The following is a 17,254-nucleotide window of genomic DNA, read 5'->3' as shown; positions in this document are numbered from 1 at the left end:
CCGCCGCCGGCGGATAATCCGGGGCGTCGAAATGATACGAGTGGCGGGCATGGGGCTCGCCGCGTCCGATGAGAAGCGGCGGCCATGGCAGGATCGCCGGAGGCTCGCGCCCTCACCCCTTCAGCGAGCCTCTCGCCGTCTTGCCCATGGCATCCGTTTCGGAAAGCCAGAGACAGACATGTTCGATATTCACCGCGAGGAACTCGATTGGGGTGGGCGCACGCTCGTCCTCGAGACCGGCCGCATGGCGCGCCAGGCTGATGGCGCCGTGCTCGCGACCTATGGCGACACCACCGTGCTCGCCACCGCCGTTTCCGCCAAGGCGCCCAAGCCCGGCCAGGACTTCTTCCCGCTGACCGTCAACTACCAGGAAAAGGCCTATGCCGCGGGCCGCATTCCCGGTGGCTATTTCAAGCGCGAAGGCCGCCCGAGCGAAAAGGAGACCCTGGTCTCCCGCCTGATCGACCGCCCGATTCGCCCGCTCTTCGCCGACGGCTACAAGAATGACACCCAGGTCGTGGTGACCGTTCTCTCGCACGACCTCGAGAACGATCCCGACGTGGTGGCCCTGGTCGCCGCCTCCGCCGCGCTCACCTTGTCGGGCGTGCCGTTCATGGGCCCGGTCGGCGGCGCCCGCGTCGGCTTCATCGACAATGAGTACGTGCTCAACCCGACCGTCGACGAGGTCAAGGAATCCGCGCTCGACCTCGTGGTCGCCGGCACCGCCGACGCCGTGCTGATGGTGGAATCGGAAGCCAAGGAACTGCCCGAGGAAGTGATGCTCGGCGCCGTGATGTTCGGCCACCGCCACTTCCAGCCGGTGATCGAGGCGATCATCCGCCTCGCCGAGAAGGCCGCCAAGGAGCCGCGCGACTTCAGTGCGCCGGATCATTCCGCGCTCGAGACCGAGCTGCGCGGCCTGATCGAGGACGAGCTGCGCGCCGCCTACAAGATCGCCCGCAAGCAGGACCGCTACGACGCGGTCGGCGCTGCCAAGTCGAAGGCCAAGGCGCATTACGCCGCCCTTGCCGCCGAAGGCAAGGATGTGCCGGACTCGCAGGTTCTCGGCGAAGTGCTCAAGGAGCTTGAGGCCAAGATCGTCCGCTGGACCATCCTCGACGAGGGGGTTCGCATCGACGGCCGCGACACCAAGACCGTCCGCCCGATCGTGGCGGAAGCCTCGGTTCTGCCGCGCGCCCATGGCTCGGCGCTGTTCACCCGCGGCGAGACGCAGGCCCTCGTGGTCGCGACGCTGGGCACCGGCGAGGACGAGCAGTTCATCGACAGCCTGGAAGGCACCTACAAGGAGCGCTTCCTGCTGCACTACAACTTCCCGCCCTTCTCGGTGGGTGAGACCGGCCGCATGGGCTCGCCCGGCCGCCGCGAAATCGGCCATGGCAAGCTGGCTTGGCGCGCCATCCGCCCGATCCTGCCGCCCGCGCACGAGTTCCCCTACACGCTGCGCGCGGTGTCCGAGATTCTCGAATCCAACGGCTCCTCGTCGATGGCGACCGTCTGCGGCACCTCGCTGGCGCTGATGGATGCCGGCGTGCCGCTGCGCCGTCCGGTGGCGGGCATCGCCATGGGCCTGATCCTGGAAGGCGAGAAGTTCGCCGTGCTGACCGACATCCTCGGCGACGAGGATCACCTCGGCGACATGGACTTCAAGGTGGCCGGTACCGACAAGGGCGTCACCGCCCTGCAGATGGACATCAAGATCGCCGGCATCACCGAGGAGATCATGAAGGTCGCCCTCGCCCAGGCGAAGGATGGCCGTCATCACATTCTCGGCGAGATGAGCAAGGCGCTGACCGGCGCCCGCGCCGAACTCGGTGAGCACGCTCCGCGCATCGAGGTGATCCAGATCCCGGTCGACAAGATCCGCGAAGTGATCGGTTCCGGCGGCAAGGTGATCCGTGAGATCGTCGAGAAGACCGGCGCCAAGATCAACATCGAGGACGACGGCACCGTGAAGGTGGCCTCGGCGTCCGGCGAGTCGATCAAGGCCGCGCTCAACTGGATCAAGTCGATCGCTTCCGAGCCGGAAGTCGGCCAGATCTACGAGGGCACCGTGGTCAAGGTCGTCGATTTCGGCGCCTTCGTGAACTTCTTCGGCGCCAAGGACGGCCTCGTGCATGTCTCGCAGCTCGCCAAGGAGCGCGTGGCCAAGCCGTCCGACGTCGTCAAGGAAGGCGACAAGGTCAAGGTCAAGCTGCTCGGCTTCGACGAGCGCGGCAAGACCCGCCTGTCCATGAAGGTGGTCGACCAGGCCACCGGCGAGGACCTCGAAGCACGTAAGGGCGACGAGGCCGAATCCGTCGCCGAGTGATCGGTCACACATCGCATCCATCCAGCGGGGCGCCTTGGGGCGCCCCGTTTCGTTTCGGGCAGGGGGGCCGTGCCCGTCGCACTCCCCGGCATGGGACGGTTTGTCCGCACGGCCCATGGCCGAGCGGGCGCGAACAGGGCTAACATCGCGACGGCGCCCGCAGGGGCTGCCGCCACCATCGCGATGGAATCCCCGCCATGTCGACGCCTCCCGTGCCCGCCCGCTCCGCGCCCCTCCGCCTCTACCTCATCCGCCACGGCCAGACCGAATGGTCGCTCTCCGGCCAGCACACCGGACGCACCGACATTCCGCTGACCGCGCATGGCGAGGAGGAGGCGCGCCGGCTGGCCGCCCCGCTCGGCGCCGTGACCTTCGACCGGGTGCTGTGCAGCCCGCGCATCCGCGCCCGGCGCACCGCCGAGCTCGCCGGAATGAACGTGCCGATCGAGACCGAGCCGGATCTGGCGGAATGGGACTATGGCGAGTTCGAGGGTCGGCGCTCGGTCGACATCCGCAAGGACTGGCCGGCATGGGAGGTCTTTCGCGATGGTTGCCCGGGGGGCGAATCGGTCGCCGACATGACCGCCCGCGTCGACCGGCTGATCGGAAAACTCAGCCTGCTGAGCGGGACCGTCGCCCTGTTCTCGCACGGCCATCTCGGGCGCAGCTTCGTCACCCGCTGGGCCGGACTCCCGCTGATCGAGGCGCAGCACTTCATGCTCGGCACCGCGACCTACAGCATTCTCGGCTTCGACCCGAGTCACCCCGATATGCGCGTCATTTCCAGCTGGAACGTAACGCCAGCGCCTTGAGCCGCCTCAGCCGAACGCCCGGAAGGCACCCGCGATCGCCTCGCGCTCCAGCCCGGCGGCCAGCGCCAGCGTCAGCAGCAGCCGCGCCTTGACCGGGGAAAGGAAGCCGGTGGGCATGACGCCGCGCCCGATGAGGTCGATTTCCGAACCGGCATAGCCATAGGTGCCGGTGAAGACCGGGCCCGACAGCGTGCGCGTGGCGAGCGCGACCGGCATCGCTGCCGTGATCTCGCCGACCAGATCGGCCATGCCGGCCGGCACATGGCCCGCGCCCAGTCCCTCGATCACGACGCCGCTAAAGCCAAGCTGCGGCACGGCGCGCAGCAGCCTTCCGTCGTCGCCCATGGCGATCTTGACCAGCGCAACCGCCGGCAGCGCGTCGTCACTGCCCAGCGGCGGCAGGTCGAGCGGGGCAACGCGGGAAAACAGCCGGGGCCGGCCTTCGGCGACGATGCCCAGCGGGCCGCCATTGTCGGAGACGAAGGCGGAGGTGAGTGCGGTGTGGCCCTTGCGCACGAAGCGCGCGGCGTGGATCTCGTCGTTGAGCACCGCGAGCGCACCCAGCCCGCGCGCCTCGCGCGAGGCCGCGACGAGGGCGGCGGCGAGCAGGTTGGCGGGGCCCTCCGCGCCCGGCGACTGCGGGCCGCGCATGGCGCCGGTCACCACCACCGGCTGTTCGCCGCGCACCAGCAGATCAAGCGCGAAGGCGGTTTCCTCAATGGTGTCGGTGCCCTGGATCACCACCGCGCCGTCGACGCCAGCGGCGAAGGCCGCCCGGATGTCGTTCGCCACCGCCGCGATGTGATTGAGGGAGAGCGACGGGCTCGGCAGGCGCAGCGGGGAGCGCGCCTCGATCCGCGCCACCGTGCCAAGGCCGGGCACGGCGGCTATCAGATCCTCGGCGCCGAGCGTCGGCGCGATACCGCCGCCGGTCGAGGCGGTCATGGTGATGGTGCCGCCGAGCGACAGCATGAGCAGGCGGGGCAGGGGCATGGAGGCGAATCCTGACGAAGGGCGCACCGAAGATAGCCCCCGGCGCCCGATGGCGTCACGCGGCAATGATCACGGGGGGCTTGTGCTGCCTGCCCGGCCCTGACGGGCCGTACGGAAGCGGGGAGGCGGCCGGCTCATTGTGCCTCGCCGTCCGAACTCGGTCGCTGCCCGAGTCCGGTTCCGTCCTGTGATGCCGGTCGGCGAGGGGCGCTCGCTCGCGGCGCGATTAACACCCCCTCACTCCGGCACTCCTGGTCGATGAGAGCGATGCGAACCTCAGGCCGCGCGGTTCATCTCGCCGAGCGTGTCGGGCCTGGGCCCGCCGGTCGCCCAGTCCAGCAGTTCCACCGTGTGGACGGCCGGGATGGCTGTGCCGCCGCCGATCTGCGTCAGGCAGCCAATATTGCCGGCGGCGATGATCTGCGGATCGGTACGCTCGATATTGGCGACCTTGCGGTCGCGCAGGCGGCCGGCGATCTCCGGCTGGAGAATGTTGTAGGTGCCGGCCGAGCCGCAGCACAGATGGCCTTCCGCCGGCTCCAGCACCGTGAAGCCCGCGCGCTGCAGCAGGGTCTTGGGCGCGGTCTTCACCTTCTGCCCGTGCTGGAGCGAGCAGGCGGAATGATAGGCGACGCGGGTGCCCGCATCGATCACCGGCACAGGCAGTTCGCGCTCCACCAGGAACTCGCTGATGTCCCTGGCGAGCGCTGAGACCTTGGCCGCGCGCTCGGCATAGGCCGGCTCAAGCCGCAGCATGTGGCCGTAATCCTTGATGGTGGTGCCGCAGCCCGAAGTGGTGATGATGATGGCGTCTAGCCCCTCGCCCTCGATCTCGCGCCACCAGGCATCGACATTGGCGCGGGCATTGGCGAGCGCGGGCTCTTCCTTGCCCATGTGATGGGTCAGCGAGCCGCAGCAGCCGCCGCCCTTGGGCCGTACCACTTCCACACCCATGCGAGTCATGAGGCGGATGGCCGCCTCGTCGATCTCCGGGCGCAGCACGGGCTGGGCGCAGCCGTCGAGCAGCGCGACGCGGGCGCGGCGCGGGCCGGCGGCGGGGAAGTGCCGCTCGCCCTCGCTGGCCGAGCGCGAGGCCGGGCGGGCCGGGGCGAGCTTCAGCATCGCCGCCACCGGTGCAAGGCCCGGGATCGAGCCGATGATGCCGGCGAAGGGCCGCGCGACCATGGCGCCGGCAATGGCGAGCCGGAAGCGGCCGCGATGCGGCAGAACCTGCGCCAGCAGGGCGCGCATCATCCGGTCCATGAACGGGCGCCGGTAGGTCTCCTCGATATGCGCGCGGGCATGGTCGACGAGGTGCATGTAGTGCACGCCGGAGGGGCAGGTGGTCATGCAGGACAGGCAGGACAGGCAGCGATCGACATGTTTGGCGACCTCGGCCGTCGCTGGCCGGTCATTCTCTAGCATGTCCTTGATCAGGTAGATGCGCCCGCGCGGGGAATCCAGCTCGTCGCCCAGCAGCGTGTAGGTCGGGCAGGTCGCGGTGCAGAAGCCGCAATGGACGCACGCGCGGAGAATCTGCTCGGAACGGGCGACATGGGGATCGGCGAGCTGCGCCAGGGAGAAATTGGTCTGCATGGCGCCTCACACTCCCGCATACATCCGGCCGGGGTTCAGCACCCGGCTCGGGTCGAAACTGTTCTTCATGCGCGTCACCAGCGCCCCGGTCACCGCGTCGAGCGGCTCGAACACGTCGAGCGCGGCACGGGCGGACTCGGAGGCGCGGATCAGCGTGGCGTGGCCACCGAACTCACGCAACGCAGTGCGTAGCGTCCCGGCGCGCGGCTCCCCGTCTGGCATCTCGATCCAGACCAGCCCGCCAGTCCAGTCGTAGAAACAGGCGGCGCCGAGCGTGCGCATCGCGGCGCCGAGCGTCGGCGCGGCCATTGGGGCGGTGGAGACGCGCCATAGCGCCCGCGTGGTGTCGATGGCGAATGGCAGCGCGTCGCGCAGCGCCTCCCATAGCGCGGCGGATTTCTCCGCGGTGAGGAAGCCCAGCGTGCCGCGCGCGCCGAGCATTTCTTCCAGCTTGGCGCGGCGATGGACGATGGAGGGCAGCACGCCTTCAAGCCGCAGGCAGGTGATCGAGGTGCCGGCCTCCGCCACGACGGGGATCGTTGCCGCGATCTCGGCCGGCAGGTGCGCCGCGCCGGAGACGTCGTAATAGGAGCCGACCGCCGCGCTCATGGCGCTGGCACCGGCGGCTTCGTCGAGGCCGAGGATCAGCAGGGTCTCCTGCGTTTCCGGACGCGGAAGAACCTTGATGGTCAACTCGGTGAAGGCGGCGAGCGTGCCGTAGGAGCCGGCTAGGCCGCGCGGCAGGTCGTAGCCGGTGACGTTCTTCACCACCCGCCCGCCGGCCTTGAACGCCTCGCCGCGCCCGGAAACGCCGCGCAGGCCCAGCGCATGGTCGCGCGCCGCGCCCGCGCTCGGCCGGCGCGGGCCGGCGAGATTGGTCGCCATCATGCCGCCAAGCGTGCCGCCGCCGGAAGGCTTGCCGAAGAGCGGGCCGTAATCCATCGGCTCGAAGGCCAGCATCTGCTTGGAGCCGGCCACCAGCTCGCGGATTTCGCTGAGCGGGGTGCCGGCGCGGGCGCTGAGCACCAGTTCCTCGGGCTCATAGAGGGTGACGCCAGTGAGCGAGGACAGGTCCAGCGTGGCATCGGTCTGGACGTGCCGGCCGAGACGCCGCTTGGAGCCGGTGCCGGCCACCTCCAGGGTGCGGCCTTCCGATATCGCCCAGCGGACGGTCTCGACGACTTCGGCCTCGTCTCTCGGGCACAGGCGGTCGCTCATGGTCTCAGCTTCACTCCGATAGGGCGGCCAGCCGCGCCGCGTGCCGGTTGTGCTCGGCGACGATGGCGGGCAGGTCGATGGTGGTGATCGCGCCATTGGCCACGACCGGATGACCGTTCACCACGGTCCAGTTGGCGCGGGCCGGCGCGCAGAACACGCTCGCGGCGACGGGATCGGAAAGGCCGCCGGCAAAGCCGACATCGTCGAGCTTCACCGCGAAGAAGTCCGCGCACATGCCGGGCGCGAGCGCACCGATGTCGGAGCGGCCGAGCACGCTGGCGCCGCCCAGCGTGCCGAGTTCCAGCGCCTGGCGCGCGGTCATCCATTCGGCATCGCGCGAGGGATCGGAGGTGGAGAGCTCCGTGTCCGGGCCTTCCGGCGGGCGCAGCGAAATCTGGAGCCGCGCCAGCAGCATGGCCTGGCGCACCTCGCCGAGCATGTGGTTGCCGTCGTTCGAGGCCGAGCCGTCGACGCCGAGGCCGACCTTCACCCCGGCGCGGCGATATTTCATCACAGGCGCGATGCCGGAGGCGAGCCGCATGTTCGAGGACGGGCAATGGCAGACGCCGACGCCCGCGCCGGCAAAGCAGCCGATCTCGTGGTCGTCGACATGCACAGCGTGCGCGAACCACACATCGTCACCGAGCCAGCCCAATTCCTCCATATAGGCGACGGGGCGCTTGCCGAAGCGCTCCAGCGTGTAGCGCTCCTCGTCCACGGTCTCGGCCAGATGGGTGTGAAGCTTCACCTTGTGCCGGCGGGCGATCGCCGCACTCTCGCGCATCAGCTCGGCCGAAACCGAGAAGGGCGAGCACGGCGCCAGCGCGATCTGCAGCATCGAGCCCGGATTCGGGTCGTGATAGGCGCCGATCACCCGCTCGGAGTCGGCGAGGATGTCGTCCTCCTGCTCGACGCAGGAGTCGGGCGGCAGGCCGCCGCGCGACTGGCCGAGCGACATAGAGCCGCGCGAGACCATGAAGCGCATGCCGATCTCGCGCGCGGCCGCGATCTGGTCGTCGACCTTGCAGCCATTGCGGAATACATAGGCGTGGTCGAACGCGGTGGTGCAGCCCGAGAGCGCCAGTTCGGCGAGGCCGACCAGCGTCGAGGTGCGCGAGGCCTCCGGCGTGCGTGCGGCCCAGATCAGGTAATGCGCCTTGAGCCAGCGGAACAGGTTGGTGTTCTGCGCCGCCGGCAGGTTGCGGGTCAGCGTCTGGTCGAGATGGTGATGGCAGTTCACCAGCCCGGGCATCACCACATGGCCGGAAAGGTCGATCACCGTGTCGGCGGTGGCGGGCAGGGTCTCGCTCGGGCCGACGGCCTCGATGCGCCCGTCGCGGGCGAACAGTCCACCGCCGGGAATCTCCCGGCGGGCGCCGTCCATGGTGACGAGTACGGTGGCATTGCGTGCAAGCAGCGTGGTCATGAGCGGGCCGCCATCAGGGCTGGAGCGGAGAGGGAGAGCCGGCAGCTCCCGCCCCGGCCCCCGGCGAGGCCGGAAGCCCTGAGATTACCGCGCCTGCACGCATTGGCGAGCGCCTTGCACGTCGTTGCCTCACCTAGCGTCATGTTTGCTGCGTCCGCCATTCCACCCGCGCCGTCCGTCCCGCGCCGCGTCAGAACCGGGGAATATCGGGGAAGGGCAGCTTGCCCCCGCTCACATGCATCTTGCCCAGCTCGGCGCAGCGATGGAGCTGGGGGAACACCTTGCCCGGATTGAGCAGCGAGTCCGGGTCGAAGGCGCATTTGAGGCGCTGCTGGTGGGCGAGGTCGATCTCGTTGAACATCGAGCCCATCAGGTCGCGCTTCTCGACGCCGACGCCGTGCTCGCCGGTGAGCACGCCGCCGACTTCCACGCACAGCAGCAGGATGTCGGCGCCGAACGCCTCGGCCTTTTCCAGCTCGCCGGGCTTGTTGGCGTCGTAGCAGATCAGCGGGTGGAGATTGCCGTCGCCGGCATGGAAGACGTTGCCGCATTTGAGGCCGTACTTCGCGGACATCTCCTCCATGCGGGTCAGCACCAGCGGCAGCGCCTTGCGCGGAATGGTGCCGTCCATGCACAGATAGTCGGGTGAGAGCCGGCCCACCGCCGGGAACGCCGCCTTGCGCCCGGCCCAGAACGCCAGGCGCTCTTCCTCGCTGGTGGAGGCGCGCAGCGTCGTGCAGCCAAGGCCGCCGGCGATCTTGGCCACCTGGTCGATGAGGTGGTTGACCTCCGCCTCCGGGCCATCCAGTTCGACGATGAGCAGGGCTTCCACGTCGAGCGGATAGCCGACGCCGAGAAAGGCCTCGGCGGCGTGGACCATCATCTTGTCCATCATCTCCATGCCGCCCGGGATGATGCCGGCAGCGATGATGGCGGCGACGCAGGCACCCGCCGCTTCGGAGGAGGGGAAGCCCACCAGCACCGCGCGCGCGGTTTCCGGCTTCTTCAGGATGCGCACGGTCACCTCGGTGACGACGCCGAGCAGGCCTTCCGAGCCGACGATCAGCCCAAGCAGGTCCAGCCCCCCCGAATCGAGATGCTGGCCACCGAGGCGGATGACCTCGCCGGTGATCAGCACCATTTCGACACCCATCACATTGTTGGTCGTGAGGCCGTATTTCAGGCAGTGCACGCCGCCGGAGTTCTCCGCGACATTGCCGCCAATGGTGCAGGCGATCTGCGAGGATGGGTCGGGCGCATAATAGAAGCCGTTATTCACCACCGCATTGGTGATGCCGAGATTGGTGACACCGGGCTGGGCGGTGACGGTGCGGTTCTCGAAATCGATGTCGAGGATGCGGTTGAACTTGCCCATGCCGAGCAGGATGCCGTCCGCCAGCGGCAGCGCCCCGCCGGACAGCGAGGTGCCGGCGCCGCGCGGCACCACCGGAATGCCGTTGGCGTGGGCATAGGCGAGGATCTTCGAAACCTGTTCGGTGGTGGATGGCAGCACCACGGCGAGGGGCAGCTGCCGATAGGCGGTCACGCCGTCGCTCTCATAGGGGCGCATCTCGTTGACCGCATCGATAACGCCCTCGCCGGGCACGATGGCGCGGAGATCGGCGATGATCTCGGCCCGCCGGGCCAGCACGTCGGCCTTGAGTTCCGGCATCACGAGAGCGGACATGGCGTTCTCCCTGTCATCGTTCCGGCCTTTCCGGCCGTTTCGATCCATTCTAGGGAAAAGCCTTTACGCGCGATATGGTAAAAAAACTAGACCATCGACGCATGGGGCGTAGCGGCATCAACGCGCGGTCGCCAAACCGTCGGGCCTCCTGATGTAGGAGGCGCCTCGCGCGAGACCCTTGCGCCGGATCAAGGCGGCGGGCACCTTCGGGCTGGCAAGAAGGCCGGCGACAAGGCCGGAGCCATGACCGACTGCAGGGCGCCGATGTGCCGGCCCATTGGCCTGCCACACGCCCGCGATTGCCCAGGGAGACACGCATGACCGACAGTACTGCACCCGCGCTCAGCCGCATCCGGCTTCATCTGGCGCGTTCTAAGGAGTTTCCCGAGGGCAGCGCACGCCATGGCTACGAATTCGTGGCCCCGCTGGACGGGAGCGGCCATATCGATCTCGACGCCTGGCGCACGGTGCGCGCGGCCTGCACGGTGGAGCGCTTCTGGGGCAATGATGCGCCCGAACAGGGCTTGCTGGTGCATCGCGCCGGCGGCGTGAACGGGGCGAGCTGGGTGTTCGACTACGAGCAGGGCGAGATCGAGGACGACGAGACCGGCTATCGCTTCGCCGACCATGCCTTCGTGCCGGGGGAATATGTGTCGCTGCGCGAGGAGGATGGCGACATGCACACCTTCCAGGTGTTCACCGTCAATCCGGCCTGACCCCTTCGTGCCGGCCTCAATGTAAAAAAGCCGTTCCCCGGCCTGGGAGCGGCTTTCAAACGGGAAGTACCGCGTGCCGTCAGTTGACGGGGCCGGCGGGAGCCGCCGCGGTTTCAGTCGGAGCCGGCGCGACGACGGCCGCAGGGACGGGTACCGCCGCGGAGGCCGGCGTGGCGGCGGGGGCGACCGGGCTAGCCGGCGTCGCCACCGGGGCGACGGGGCGCGGCTTCTTGCGCACGGGGGGCGTGGGCTGCTTCACCATGGCGATCACCTTGGCGTGCAACGAGGCCACCTTGTCGATGTTGAAATGGCCGATGGTGTCGGAACTGGTGAGGTCGACATTCTCGACCCGGGGGCCGGAGACCGCCTTGCCCGCGCCACCGGGCTTGTAATAATTCACCACGCGGCCGATCCGCGCCGAGGCGATGGTCGGGGTGACGGGATCGAAGGTCACGACCAGCGGCACAGGCACGCCTGCGGCGCCGACCTTGTTGCCCATATAGACCGCGGCATCCGCACCGAGCGAATGACCGATGATGATCACCGGCTGCGGACGGCGCTTGGTGCCGCCGGCCTTCGCCTGCTCGACCGCCTGCTCGGCCAGCACCTGCCAGTCGGAATAGGAATGTACGCTCGCCTTGATGCCCTGCTGGTTCATCTTCGCGGCCAGATCGTCCATGCCGAGCGAGAAGATATTGGCCAGGCCACGCAACAGGTAGACCCGCGGCTGGGGACCCTTGGACTGCGCGGAAGCCTCCGGCACGGTCAGGGCGAGGGCGACGACGGAGAGAACAACAAGGCACAGCGCCCGCGCGAATTTGGTCATGTCGCGAATCCCGAAAAACCCAACAGCCTTCATGCATCTGCCATGTTCGTCATGGCAAACGAATTTTGAAATACCTCAGACTTGTCGCGCCGTTGATGCTAATTGGCCACAGCCCGCGACCGGCGGCAGGGGTTGCCAGCGCGCCATCCCTCATGCAACCGATTGGGCCCGCGCATGGTTCCCCCGGTTTCGGACGGGCGACGGAGCGCCGCGAGACCTGTGACCCGGAGGCAACATCGTGTCGTCCAGCGAGACCACCGCACCCTCGATGCTGGCCCTCGGTTTCACCGACCATCCGCTGCGTGCGCCCGTGCTGGCGGAGCTTCACGCGCGGCCTTTCGTCTCGATCGCGACGCCCGCGCGCATCCTGCACGTCGCTTTTCTGGTGGATCGCGATGCGGCCCGTGCCGACCGCTCGGCCTTCGCGGCGTTCTGCGCCTCGCGCGGGCACCCCGGTCCGGCGGCGGATGCCAAGCAGCATCGCGTGGCCTTCGGCGGAGCGGTGCTGCGCTGGGAGCGACATGCCGAGTTCACGACCTATACCTGGGAGCTGCCGGCGGAGGACCTGATGGAGGGTGGCCTGCCGTTCCAGCCCTCCTCGGCGAGCTTCGGTGCCACGCTCTTGCAGATGCCGCAGCCCGGTCCGCTGCTGGTCGCGGTCGACCTGCATCTGGTGACCGATACCGCCGACGCTCTGCCGCTCGACCGGCTGTTCGACCGCGCCAGCCTCGCGCGCTCGGATGTCGAAGACGGTTTCGCGGAGATCGCCACCGATTTTCAGCCCGACCCGTCCGGTTTCGTGCGCATTCTGGTGCGCGACCGCGGCATGACCGACGACGCGGCCGGCGCGCTCGTGCAGCGCGTGCTGGAGATCGAGACCTACCGCACACTGGCGCTGCTGGGTCTGCCGGAGGCGCAGCGCCTTGCGCCCAAGGTCGCCCATATCGAGGGCCGGCTCGGCGCGCTGACCGAGGAGATGAAGAATTCCGAAGGGCTGGCGGCCAATAACAAGCTGCTGGACGAGTTGACCACGCTCGCCGCCGAGCTGGAGGCGGATGCGGCGGCCTCGCTGTTCCGCTTCGGCGCCAGCCGGGCCTATGAGGAGATCGTCGAGCTGCGCCTGCGCACCATCGGCGAGCGGCCTGTCGCGGGCTTTCCGACCTGGCAGCAGTTTCTCGCCCGCCGCATGCAGCCGGCCATGCGCACCTGCCACGCCATCGAGCAGCGGCAGGCCAATATGTCGCTGAAGCTCACCAGCGCCGCCAACCTGCTGCGTACCCGCGTCGACGTCGAGCTGGAACAGCAGAATCGCGACCTGCTGCGCTCCATGAACGAGCGCACCCGCATGCAGCTCCGCTTGCAGCAGACGGTCGAGGGGCTCTCGGTGGCGGCGATCTCCTATTATGTGGTGAGCCTGCTGCACTATGTGCTGGAGGGCTTGCACCACAAGGCGGAGGCGATGGGCGTTCACTACGACGTCGGCACCGCCACGGCGCTCGGTGTGCCGGTGGTGGTGCTGTCGATCTGGGCCGTGGTGCGACGGATCCGCAAGGGCCATTTCGACGAGGCGTAAGCTGAGACGCCTCGTCCACGCGTGCCCCAGGCTGACCTTACTGCGAGAAGCCGCCCGTCGACGGGGCGGGCGTGCCGATCCACTGGTTCTGGGCCGGAGCCGCCGGGGCGGGCTGGACCGCGACCGGTGCCGGCGCGGCGGCGGGAGCGGCCTGAGCGGGCTCGACCTCGATCGGCGCGGACTGCACGGGAGTTGATTGTACCGGAGTGGTGCGGGCCGCGGCGGGCGCGCTCTGCGCGGGGCGGGGCGCCGCCGCCTGAGCCGGCTTCGGTTTGGCCGGGCGCGGCCTCGTCGGTTTCTCGGTGGCGCCTTGCGGATCGAAGCCGACATAGAGCACATAGCGCTCCAGCGTCGCCGGCGACGGGCGCGGGAAGGTAACGTCGCTGGCGACGAGCCCGAAATCGACCTGCATCACGCCCTCGCCGATTTCGACCGGCACGGAATAGAACTTGGTCCAGACCGGCTTGGGCACCGGGCCTTCCTCGACCAAAGCGAGGCGGATCGGCACGCTGACCCGGCCGGGGCCGCCCTTGGCGCCGAGCAGCACGCGGCCTTGGATGCCGACGCGCATGGTCATGTCCGGGGTGGTGTAGTGGCATTCGCGGGAGAACTGGCCGAGCGTCGCCTGATAGCGCAGCCCGCCATCGCCGGGATCGGTAACCTGCCAGGCCGCTGCGCCGCCGCGCACTTGCACGCCCGGACAGGTGAAGTCCGAGGTGTCGCCCGTACTGGCGCCGCCGCCATCGCTGCCGGACTGGACGACCTGGGTGGAGATGGCGCTCGCGGGCAGGGTGGTCGCGGCGGGAGCCGCCGGCGTCGTCGCGGCGCGTGGGGACGCGGCGACCGTGGTGGTCTCCATGGTGGAGCCGAAGCCGCCCTGGCTGCCGGAATTGCCGGCACCGAGCGGGCCCTCATTGCCGCCGCCGCCGGTGCCGTCGATCCCCGCGCAACCCGCCAGCAGCAGGGCGATCAGCGGGAAGGCGAGCGCGGTGCGGATGCGTCCAGACCCAACAGGTCCAGATCCAGGGTGTCCATGGGCTCCAGTGTCGGCTACTCGCATACGCTATCCCCGTTCGGTGGTGCGGCATTCCTCCGGCCGGCGGACCTTATAGCAGGCCATGGCGCGCGGGGGGAACACCCGGCGCGCGCCAAGACCACCTGTGTTCGGGCGAAACCGCGCCGGGCGCTCCGGCGGGATCGCGTTCAGCCGCCGTTGGGCGCGATACCCGCCGGCTTGCCGGACAGGCTGAACAGCAGGTCGGGGTGCTCCTTCAGCCGGGCGGCGACGCGCTTCACATCATCCAGCGTCACCGCCGCGACCAGCTCGTTGCGCTTGTCGATATAGTCGATGCCGAGATCGTCCATCTGGATCTGCAGCAGCTGGGCGGCGACCTTCGCCGAGGAATCGAAGCGCAGGGCGAAGCTGCCAGTCAGATAGTCCTTGGCATCCTGCAGCTCTTCTTCGCTCGGCCCCTCGGTGAGCAGCTTGAGGTATTCGGCGCGGATCAGATCGATGGACTCGGCCGTGCGGTCGTTCTTGGTCGCGGTGCCGCCGAGGATGAGGCCGGCATGGTCGAGCGGGGCGAGGTGGCTGTAGACCGAATAGGCGAGGCCGCGCTTCTCGCGCACTTCCCGGAACAGCCGCGAGGAAAAAGCGCTGCCGCCGAGCATGTGGTTGAGCACGAAGGCCGGGATGAAGTCCGGGTCATTGCGCTTGAGCGCGATGCCGCCAAACACCACCGAGGTCTGCGGCACGTCGACTTCCTTCACCACCACCGTGCCGAGGCCCTGCGGGGTGACGTCCGGCACCGGGGTCAGTTCGGCCTTGGCCGGCAGCGCGCCGAACATGGCGTCGAGCTTGGGCGCCAATGCTTCGGGGGTGATGTCGCCGACCACCGCGATCTTGAGGTTGTCGCGCGCCATCACCTTCTTTGCGTAGCTCGCGAGATCCTCGCGGGTGATGGTGAGCACGCTGTCCAGCGTGCCGGAGACCGGGCGGCCATAGGGGTGGTTCGGGAAAGCGGCGGCCGACCAGCCGAGATTGGCGAGCGCGGAGGGATCATTGGCGCGCCGGCGCAGCGAGGCGAGCACGCCCTGCCGGATGCGCTCCACGGCCTCGTCGTCGAAGCGCGGCTCGTTGACCGAGAGCCGGACCAGCTCGAAGGCCGGATCGACATTCTCGGAGAGCGTGCGCAGCGAGCCGCCGAGCATGTCGCGCGAGGCGTCGAAGCGCAGCTCGATCGCCTTCTCGGCCAGCTTGTCCTGGAACGCCTGGGAATCGAGATCGCCGGCGCCCTCGTCGAGCAGGGAGGAGGCGAGCGAGGCGACGCCGGGCTTGTCGGCCGGGTCCTGCGCTGCGCCGCCGAGGAAGGCAAACTCCATCGCCACCAGCGGCAGGGTGGTGTCGTGCACCAGCCACGCCTCGATGCCGCCCGGGCTGACGACGCGCTGGATGCGCGTGGTCTCGGACTGGGCAGGGGCGGTCGGGATCAGGGCAATGGTCATCAGGGTCAGGACCGCGGCGGCGAGGTGGGACAGGGAACGGAAAGATCCGGGGCGAGAAATTCCGGCGCGGGCGCCGATGCTGCGCGCGGAACCGCTCATGAACGCTTCTCCGGCGCCGGCTTTTGCGTGCCCTGCGCCTCGGTCTTGGCCGGAAGCAACTGGCTGGTGACGGAGCGCGAGGTGACAAGGTAGCGCTTGGCGGCCTCGCGCACCTGGTCGGCCGTGACGGTCTTCACCATTTCCGGCCAGTTCTGCACATCGTCCACGGTGCTTCCGGTGGCGAGCGCCGCGCCATAGATCCGGGCGAGCGTAGCCTGATTGTCCTGGGCGTAGATCGCGTCGGCGACGAGGCGGGTCTTGGCGCGCTCCAGTTCGCCGGCATCGGGGCCGTTCGCGGCGATGCTGGCGATCACCTCGTCGAGCGCGGCCTCCAGCTTCTCAAGCGGAACGTCGGGACGCGGCGAGGCGGAAAGGCCGAAGCGCGCATCGTCGAGCGCGGTCGACTGGTACCAGGCGCCGGCATTGGCGGCGAGGCCCTTCTCCGCCACCAGGCTGCGGTAGAGCCGGCCGGTCGAACCGCCGCCGAGCACCTGCGACAGCACGTCGAGCGCCACGCTCTCCTGCTGGTTGCCGCGATAGGACGGCACGAGATAGGAGCGCGACAGGCTCGGCTGGCCGACGCGGGCATCGGCGAGCACCAGCCGGCGCTCGGCGCGCGGGGTCGGCTCGGCGGGGCGCACGCGCGCCGCGGTTTCGGCGCGCGGCTGAACCTTGCCGTAACTTTCCTGCGCGAGCTTCTTCACCTCGTCCGGATCGACATCGCCCGCCACCACGAGGATGGCGTTGTTGGGCGTGTAGAAGCGACGATAGAAGGCCAGCGCGTCCTCGCGGTTGAGCTGCTTGATCTCGTCTTCCCAGCCGATGATCGGATGGCCGTAAGGGTGATTGGTGAACATCGCGGCCTGCGACGCCTCGGAGAGCTGCGACGCCGGGTCGTTGTCGGTGCGCATGCGGCGCTCCTCCAGCACCACGTCGCGCTCGGGCAGCACCACCTCATCGGTGAGCACGAGACCGGTCATGCGGTCGGCCTCGAAGCCCATCACCACAGGCAGGTGTTCCTTGGCCACGCGCTGGAAATAGGCGGTGTAGTCCTGCGACGTGAAGGCGTTCTCCTGCCCGCCGAGCTTGGCCACCACCTGCGAGAACTCGCCGGTCGGGTGCTTTTCGGTCCCCTTGAACATCAGGTGTTCGAGGAAATGGGCGATGCCGGACTTGCCGGGCTGCTCATCCGCCGAGCCGACGCGGTACCACACCATATGGGTGACCACCGGCGCGCGATGGTCGGGGACCACCACGACCTGCATGCCGTTGTCGAGCGTGAACTGCGAAATCTCCGCCGCTTGCGAGGGCCGGGAGGAGGCAAGCGTGGCAGCGCCGGCGGCGGCGAGAAGCATGAGGGCGGGCATGAACTTTCCAGTCGGCTTTCGAGTCGGCATTCCGGTCACGTTTATCCAGGCGTGGGCGCCCGACGGGCACGCGTTTGACGGGAGGAGCCGGGGACACGATTCCACCG

Annotated in this window: 13 protein-coding genes; 4 read left to right on the top strand and 9 right to left on the bottom strand. The window is 68.9% G+C overall.

Going from position 1 to position 17,254, the window contains the following annotated elements; all coding sequences use genetic code 11:
* The first annotated feature begins 178 nt into the window (after positions 1-178).
* Positions 179-2,329, top strand: coding sequence for a polyribonucleotide nucleotidyltransferase (gene pnp / locus MKI84_RS11620; RefSeq protein WP_241619613.1), 2,151 nt, complete (start codon positions 179-181; stop codon positions 2,327-2,329).
* Between the two features lie 197 nt (positions 2,330-2,526).
* Positions 2,527-3,141: a histidine phosphatase family protein gene (locus tag MKI84_RS11615; RefSeq protein ID WP_241619612.1), complete on the top strand. Its 615-nt coding sequence runs from the start codon at positions 2,527-2,529 to the stop codon at positions 3,139-3,141.
* Between the two features lie 6 nt (positions 3,142-3,147).
* Here the strand turns inward: MKI84_RS11615 and MKI84_RS11610 are convergent, their stop codons facing one another.
* From MKI84_RS11610 to MKI84_RS11590, 5 genes are all read right to left on the bottom strand, one after another.
* Positions 3,148-4,134, bottom strand: a complete 987-nt coding sequence (locus tag MKI84_RS11610) for an asparaginase (protein WP_241619611.1) — start codon at positions 4,132-4,134, stop codon at positions 3,148-3,150.
* A 276-nt stretch (positions 4,135-4,410) separates the two neighbouring features.
* Positions 4,411-5,730, bottom strand: a complete 1,320-nt coding sequence (glcF, locus tag MKI84_RS11605; RefSeq protein WP_241619609.1) for a glycolate oxidase subunit GlcF — start codon at positions 5,728-5,730, stop codon at positions 4,411-4,413.
* Positions 5,731-5,736: 6 nt separating this feature from the next.
* Positions 5,737-6,948 (bottom strand): glycolate oxidase subunit GlcE, encoded by a 1,212-nt coding sequence (gene glcE / locus MKI84_RS11600; protein ID WP_241619608.1) that lies wholly within the window; start codon positions 6,946-6,948, stop codon positions 5,737-5,739.
* A gap of 10 nt (positions 6,949-6,958) precedes the next feature.
* Positions 6,959-8,374 carry an 8-oxoguanine deaminase gene (locus MKI84_RS11595; RefSeq protein WP_241619607.1) on the bottom strand — a complete coding sequence of 472 codons (1,416 nt, stop codon included), beginning with the start codon at positions 8,372-8,374 and terminating at the stop codon, positions 6,959-6,961.
* 190 nt (positions 8,375-8,564) lie between these two features.
* A complete protein-coding gene (locus tag MKI84_RS11590) occupies positions 8,565-10,061 on the bottom strand; it encodes an FAD-linked oxidase C-terminal domain-containing protein (protein WP_241619606.1) in 1,497 nt (498 codons plus the stop codon).
* Between the two features lie 317 nt (positions 10,062-10,378).
* On the opposite strand from MKI84_RS11590, the gene MKI84_RS11585 reads away from it, so the two are divergent.
* Positions 10,379-10,777, top strand: a complete 399-nt coding sequence (locus tag MKI84_RS11585; protein WP_241619605.1) for a hypothetical protein — start codon at positions 10,379-10,381, stop codon at positions 10,775-10,777.
* 79 nt (positions 10,778-10,856) lie between these two features.
* On the opposite strand, the gene MKI84_RS11580 is transcribed toward MKI84_RS11585, so the two are convergent.
* Positions 10,857-11,603: an alpha/beta hydrolase family protein gene (locus MKI84_RS11580; protein ID WP_241619604.1), complete on the bottom strand. Its 747-nt coding sequence runs from the start codon at positions 11,601-11,603 to the stop codon at positions 10,857-10,859.
* Positions 11,604-11,871: 268 nt separating this feature from the next.
* On the opposite strand from MKI84_RS11580, the gene MKI84_RS11575 reads away from it, so the two are divergent.
* Entirely contained in the window at positions 11,872-13,176 is a 1,305-nt protein-coding gene (locus tag MKI84_RS11575) for a DUF3422 family protein (protein WP_241619658.1), read from the top strand.
* 37 nt (positions 13,177-13,213) lie between these two features.
* Here the strand turns inward: MKI84_RS11575 and MKI84_RS11570 are convergent, their stop codons facing one another.
* The 3 genes from MKI84_RS11570 to MKI84_RS11560 form a co-directional block, all read right to left on the bottom strand.
* A complete protein-coding gene (locus tag MKI84_RS11570) occupies positions 13,214-14,236 on the bottom strand; it encodes a hypothetical protein (protein WP_241619603.1) in 1,023 nt (340 codons plus the stop codon).
* A 143-nt stretch (positions 14,237-14,379) separates the two neighbouring features.
* The gene (locus MKI84_RS11565; protein WP_241619601.1) at positions 14,380-15,780 is read right to left on the bottom strand and encodes a M16 family metallopeptidase; all 1,401 of its coding nucleotides are present in this window, start codon (positions 15,778-15,780) and stop codon (positions 14,380-14,382) included.
* Positions 15,777-17,147: a M16 family metallopeptidase gene (locus tag MKI84_RS11560; RefSeq protein ID WP_241619600.1), complete on the bottom strand. Its 1,371-nt coding sequence runs from the start codon at positions 17,145-17,147 to the stop codon at positions 15,777-15,779. Before MKI84_RS11560 ends, MKI84_RS11565 begins: the two co-directional genes overlap by 4 nt.
* Positions 17,148-17,254 lie beyond the last annotated feature (107 nt).

Source organism: Ancylobacter gelatini, from assembly GCF_022601675.1.
Taxonomy (GTDB): domain Bacteria; phylum Pseudomonadota; class Alphaproteobacteria; order Rhizobiales; family Xanthobacteraceae; genus Ancylobacter; species Ancylobacter gelatini.
Note: the sequence above shows the minus strand (reverse complement) of the source record. Positions and strands in the feature narration are given on the sequence as shown.

What these genes read in the sequence shown, in the direction of transcription:
- MKI84_RS11560 (WP_241619600.1), bottom strand. Translation starts at nt 17,147, where the DNA reads ATGCCCGCCCTCATGCTTCTCGCCGCCGCCGGCGCTGCCACGCTTGCC.
- glcF (WP_241619609.1), bottom strand. Translation starts at nt 5,730, where the DNA reads ATGCAGACCAATTTCTCCCTGGCGCAGCTCGCCGATCCCCATGTCGCC.
- MKI84_RS11575 (WP_241619658.1), top strand. Translation starts at nt 11,872, where the DNA reads ATGCTGGCCCTCGGTTTCACCGACCATCCGCTGCGTGCGCCCGTGCTG.
- MKI84_RS11585 (WP_241619605.1), top strand. Translation starts at nt 10,379, where the DNA reads ATGACCGACAGTACTGCACCCGCGCTCAGCCGCATCCGGCTTCATCTG.
- glcE (WP_241619608.1), bottom strand. Translation starts at nt 6,948, where the DNA reads ATGAGCGACCGCCTGTGCCCGAGAGACGAGGCCGAAGTCGTCGAGACC.
- MKI84_RS11565 (WP_241619601.1), bottom strand. Translation starts at nt 15,780, where the DNA reads ATGAGCGGTTCCGCGCGCAGCATCGGCGCCCGCGCCGGAATTTCTCGC.
- MKI84_RS11590 (WP_241619606.1), bottom strand. Translation starts at nt 10,061, where the DNA reads ATGTCCGCTCTCGTGATGCCGGAACTCAAGGCCGACGTGCTGGCCCGG.
- MKI84_RS11610 (WP_241619611.1), bottom strand. Translation starts at nt 4,134, where the DNA reads ATGCCCCTGCCCCGCCTGCTCATGCTGTCGCTCGGCGGCACCATCACC.
- MKI84_RS11570 (WP_241619603.1), bottom strand. Translation starts at nt 14,236, where the DNA reads ATGCGAGTAGCCGACACTGGAGCCCATGGACACCCTGGATCTGGACCT.
- MKI84_RS11615 (WP_241619612.1), top strand. Translation starts at nt 2,527, where the DNA reads ATGTCGACGCCTCCCGTGCCCGCCCGCTCCGCGCCCCTCCGCCTCTAC.
- MKI84_RS11595 (WP_241619607.1), bottom strand. Translation starts at nt 8,374, where the DNA reads ATGACCACGCTGCTTGCACGCAATGCCACCGTACTCGTCACCATGGAC.
- pnp (WP_241619613.1), top strand. Translation starts at nt 179, where the DNA reads ATGTTCGATATTCACCGCGAGGAACTCGATTGGGGTGGGCGCACGCTC.
- MKI84_RS11580 (WP_241619604.1), bottom strand. Translation starts at nt 11,603, where the DNA reads ATGACCAAATTCGCGCGGGCGCTGTGCCTTGTTGTTCTCTCCGTCGTC.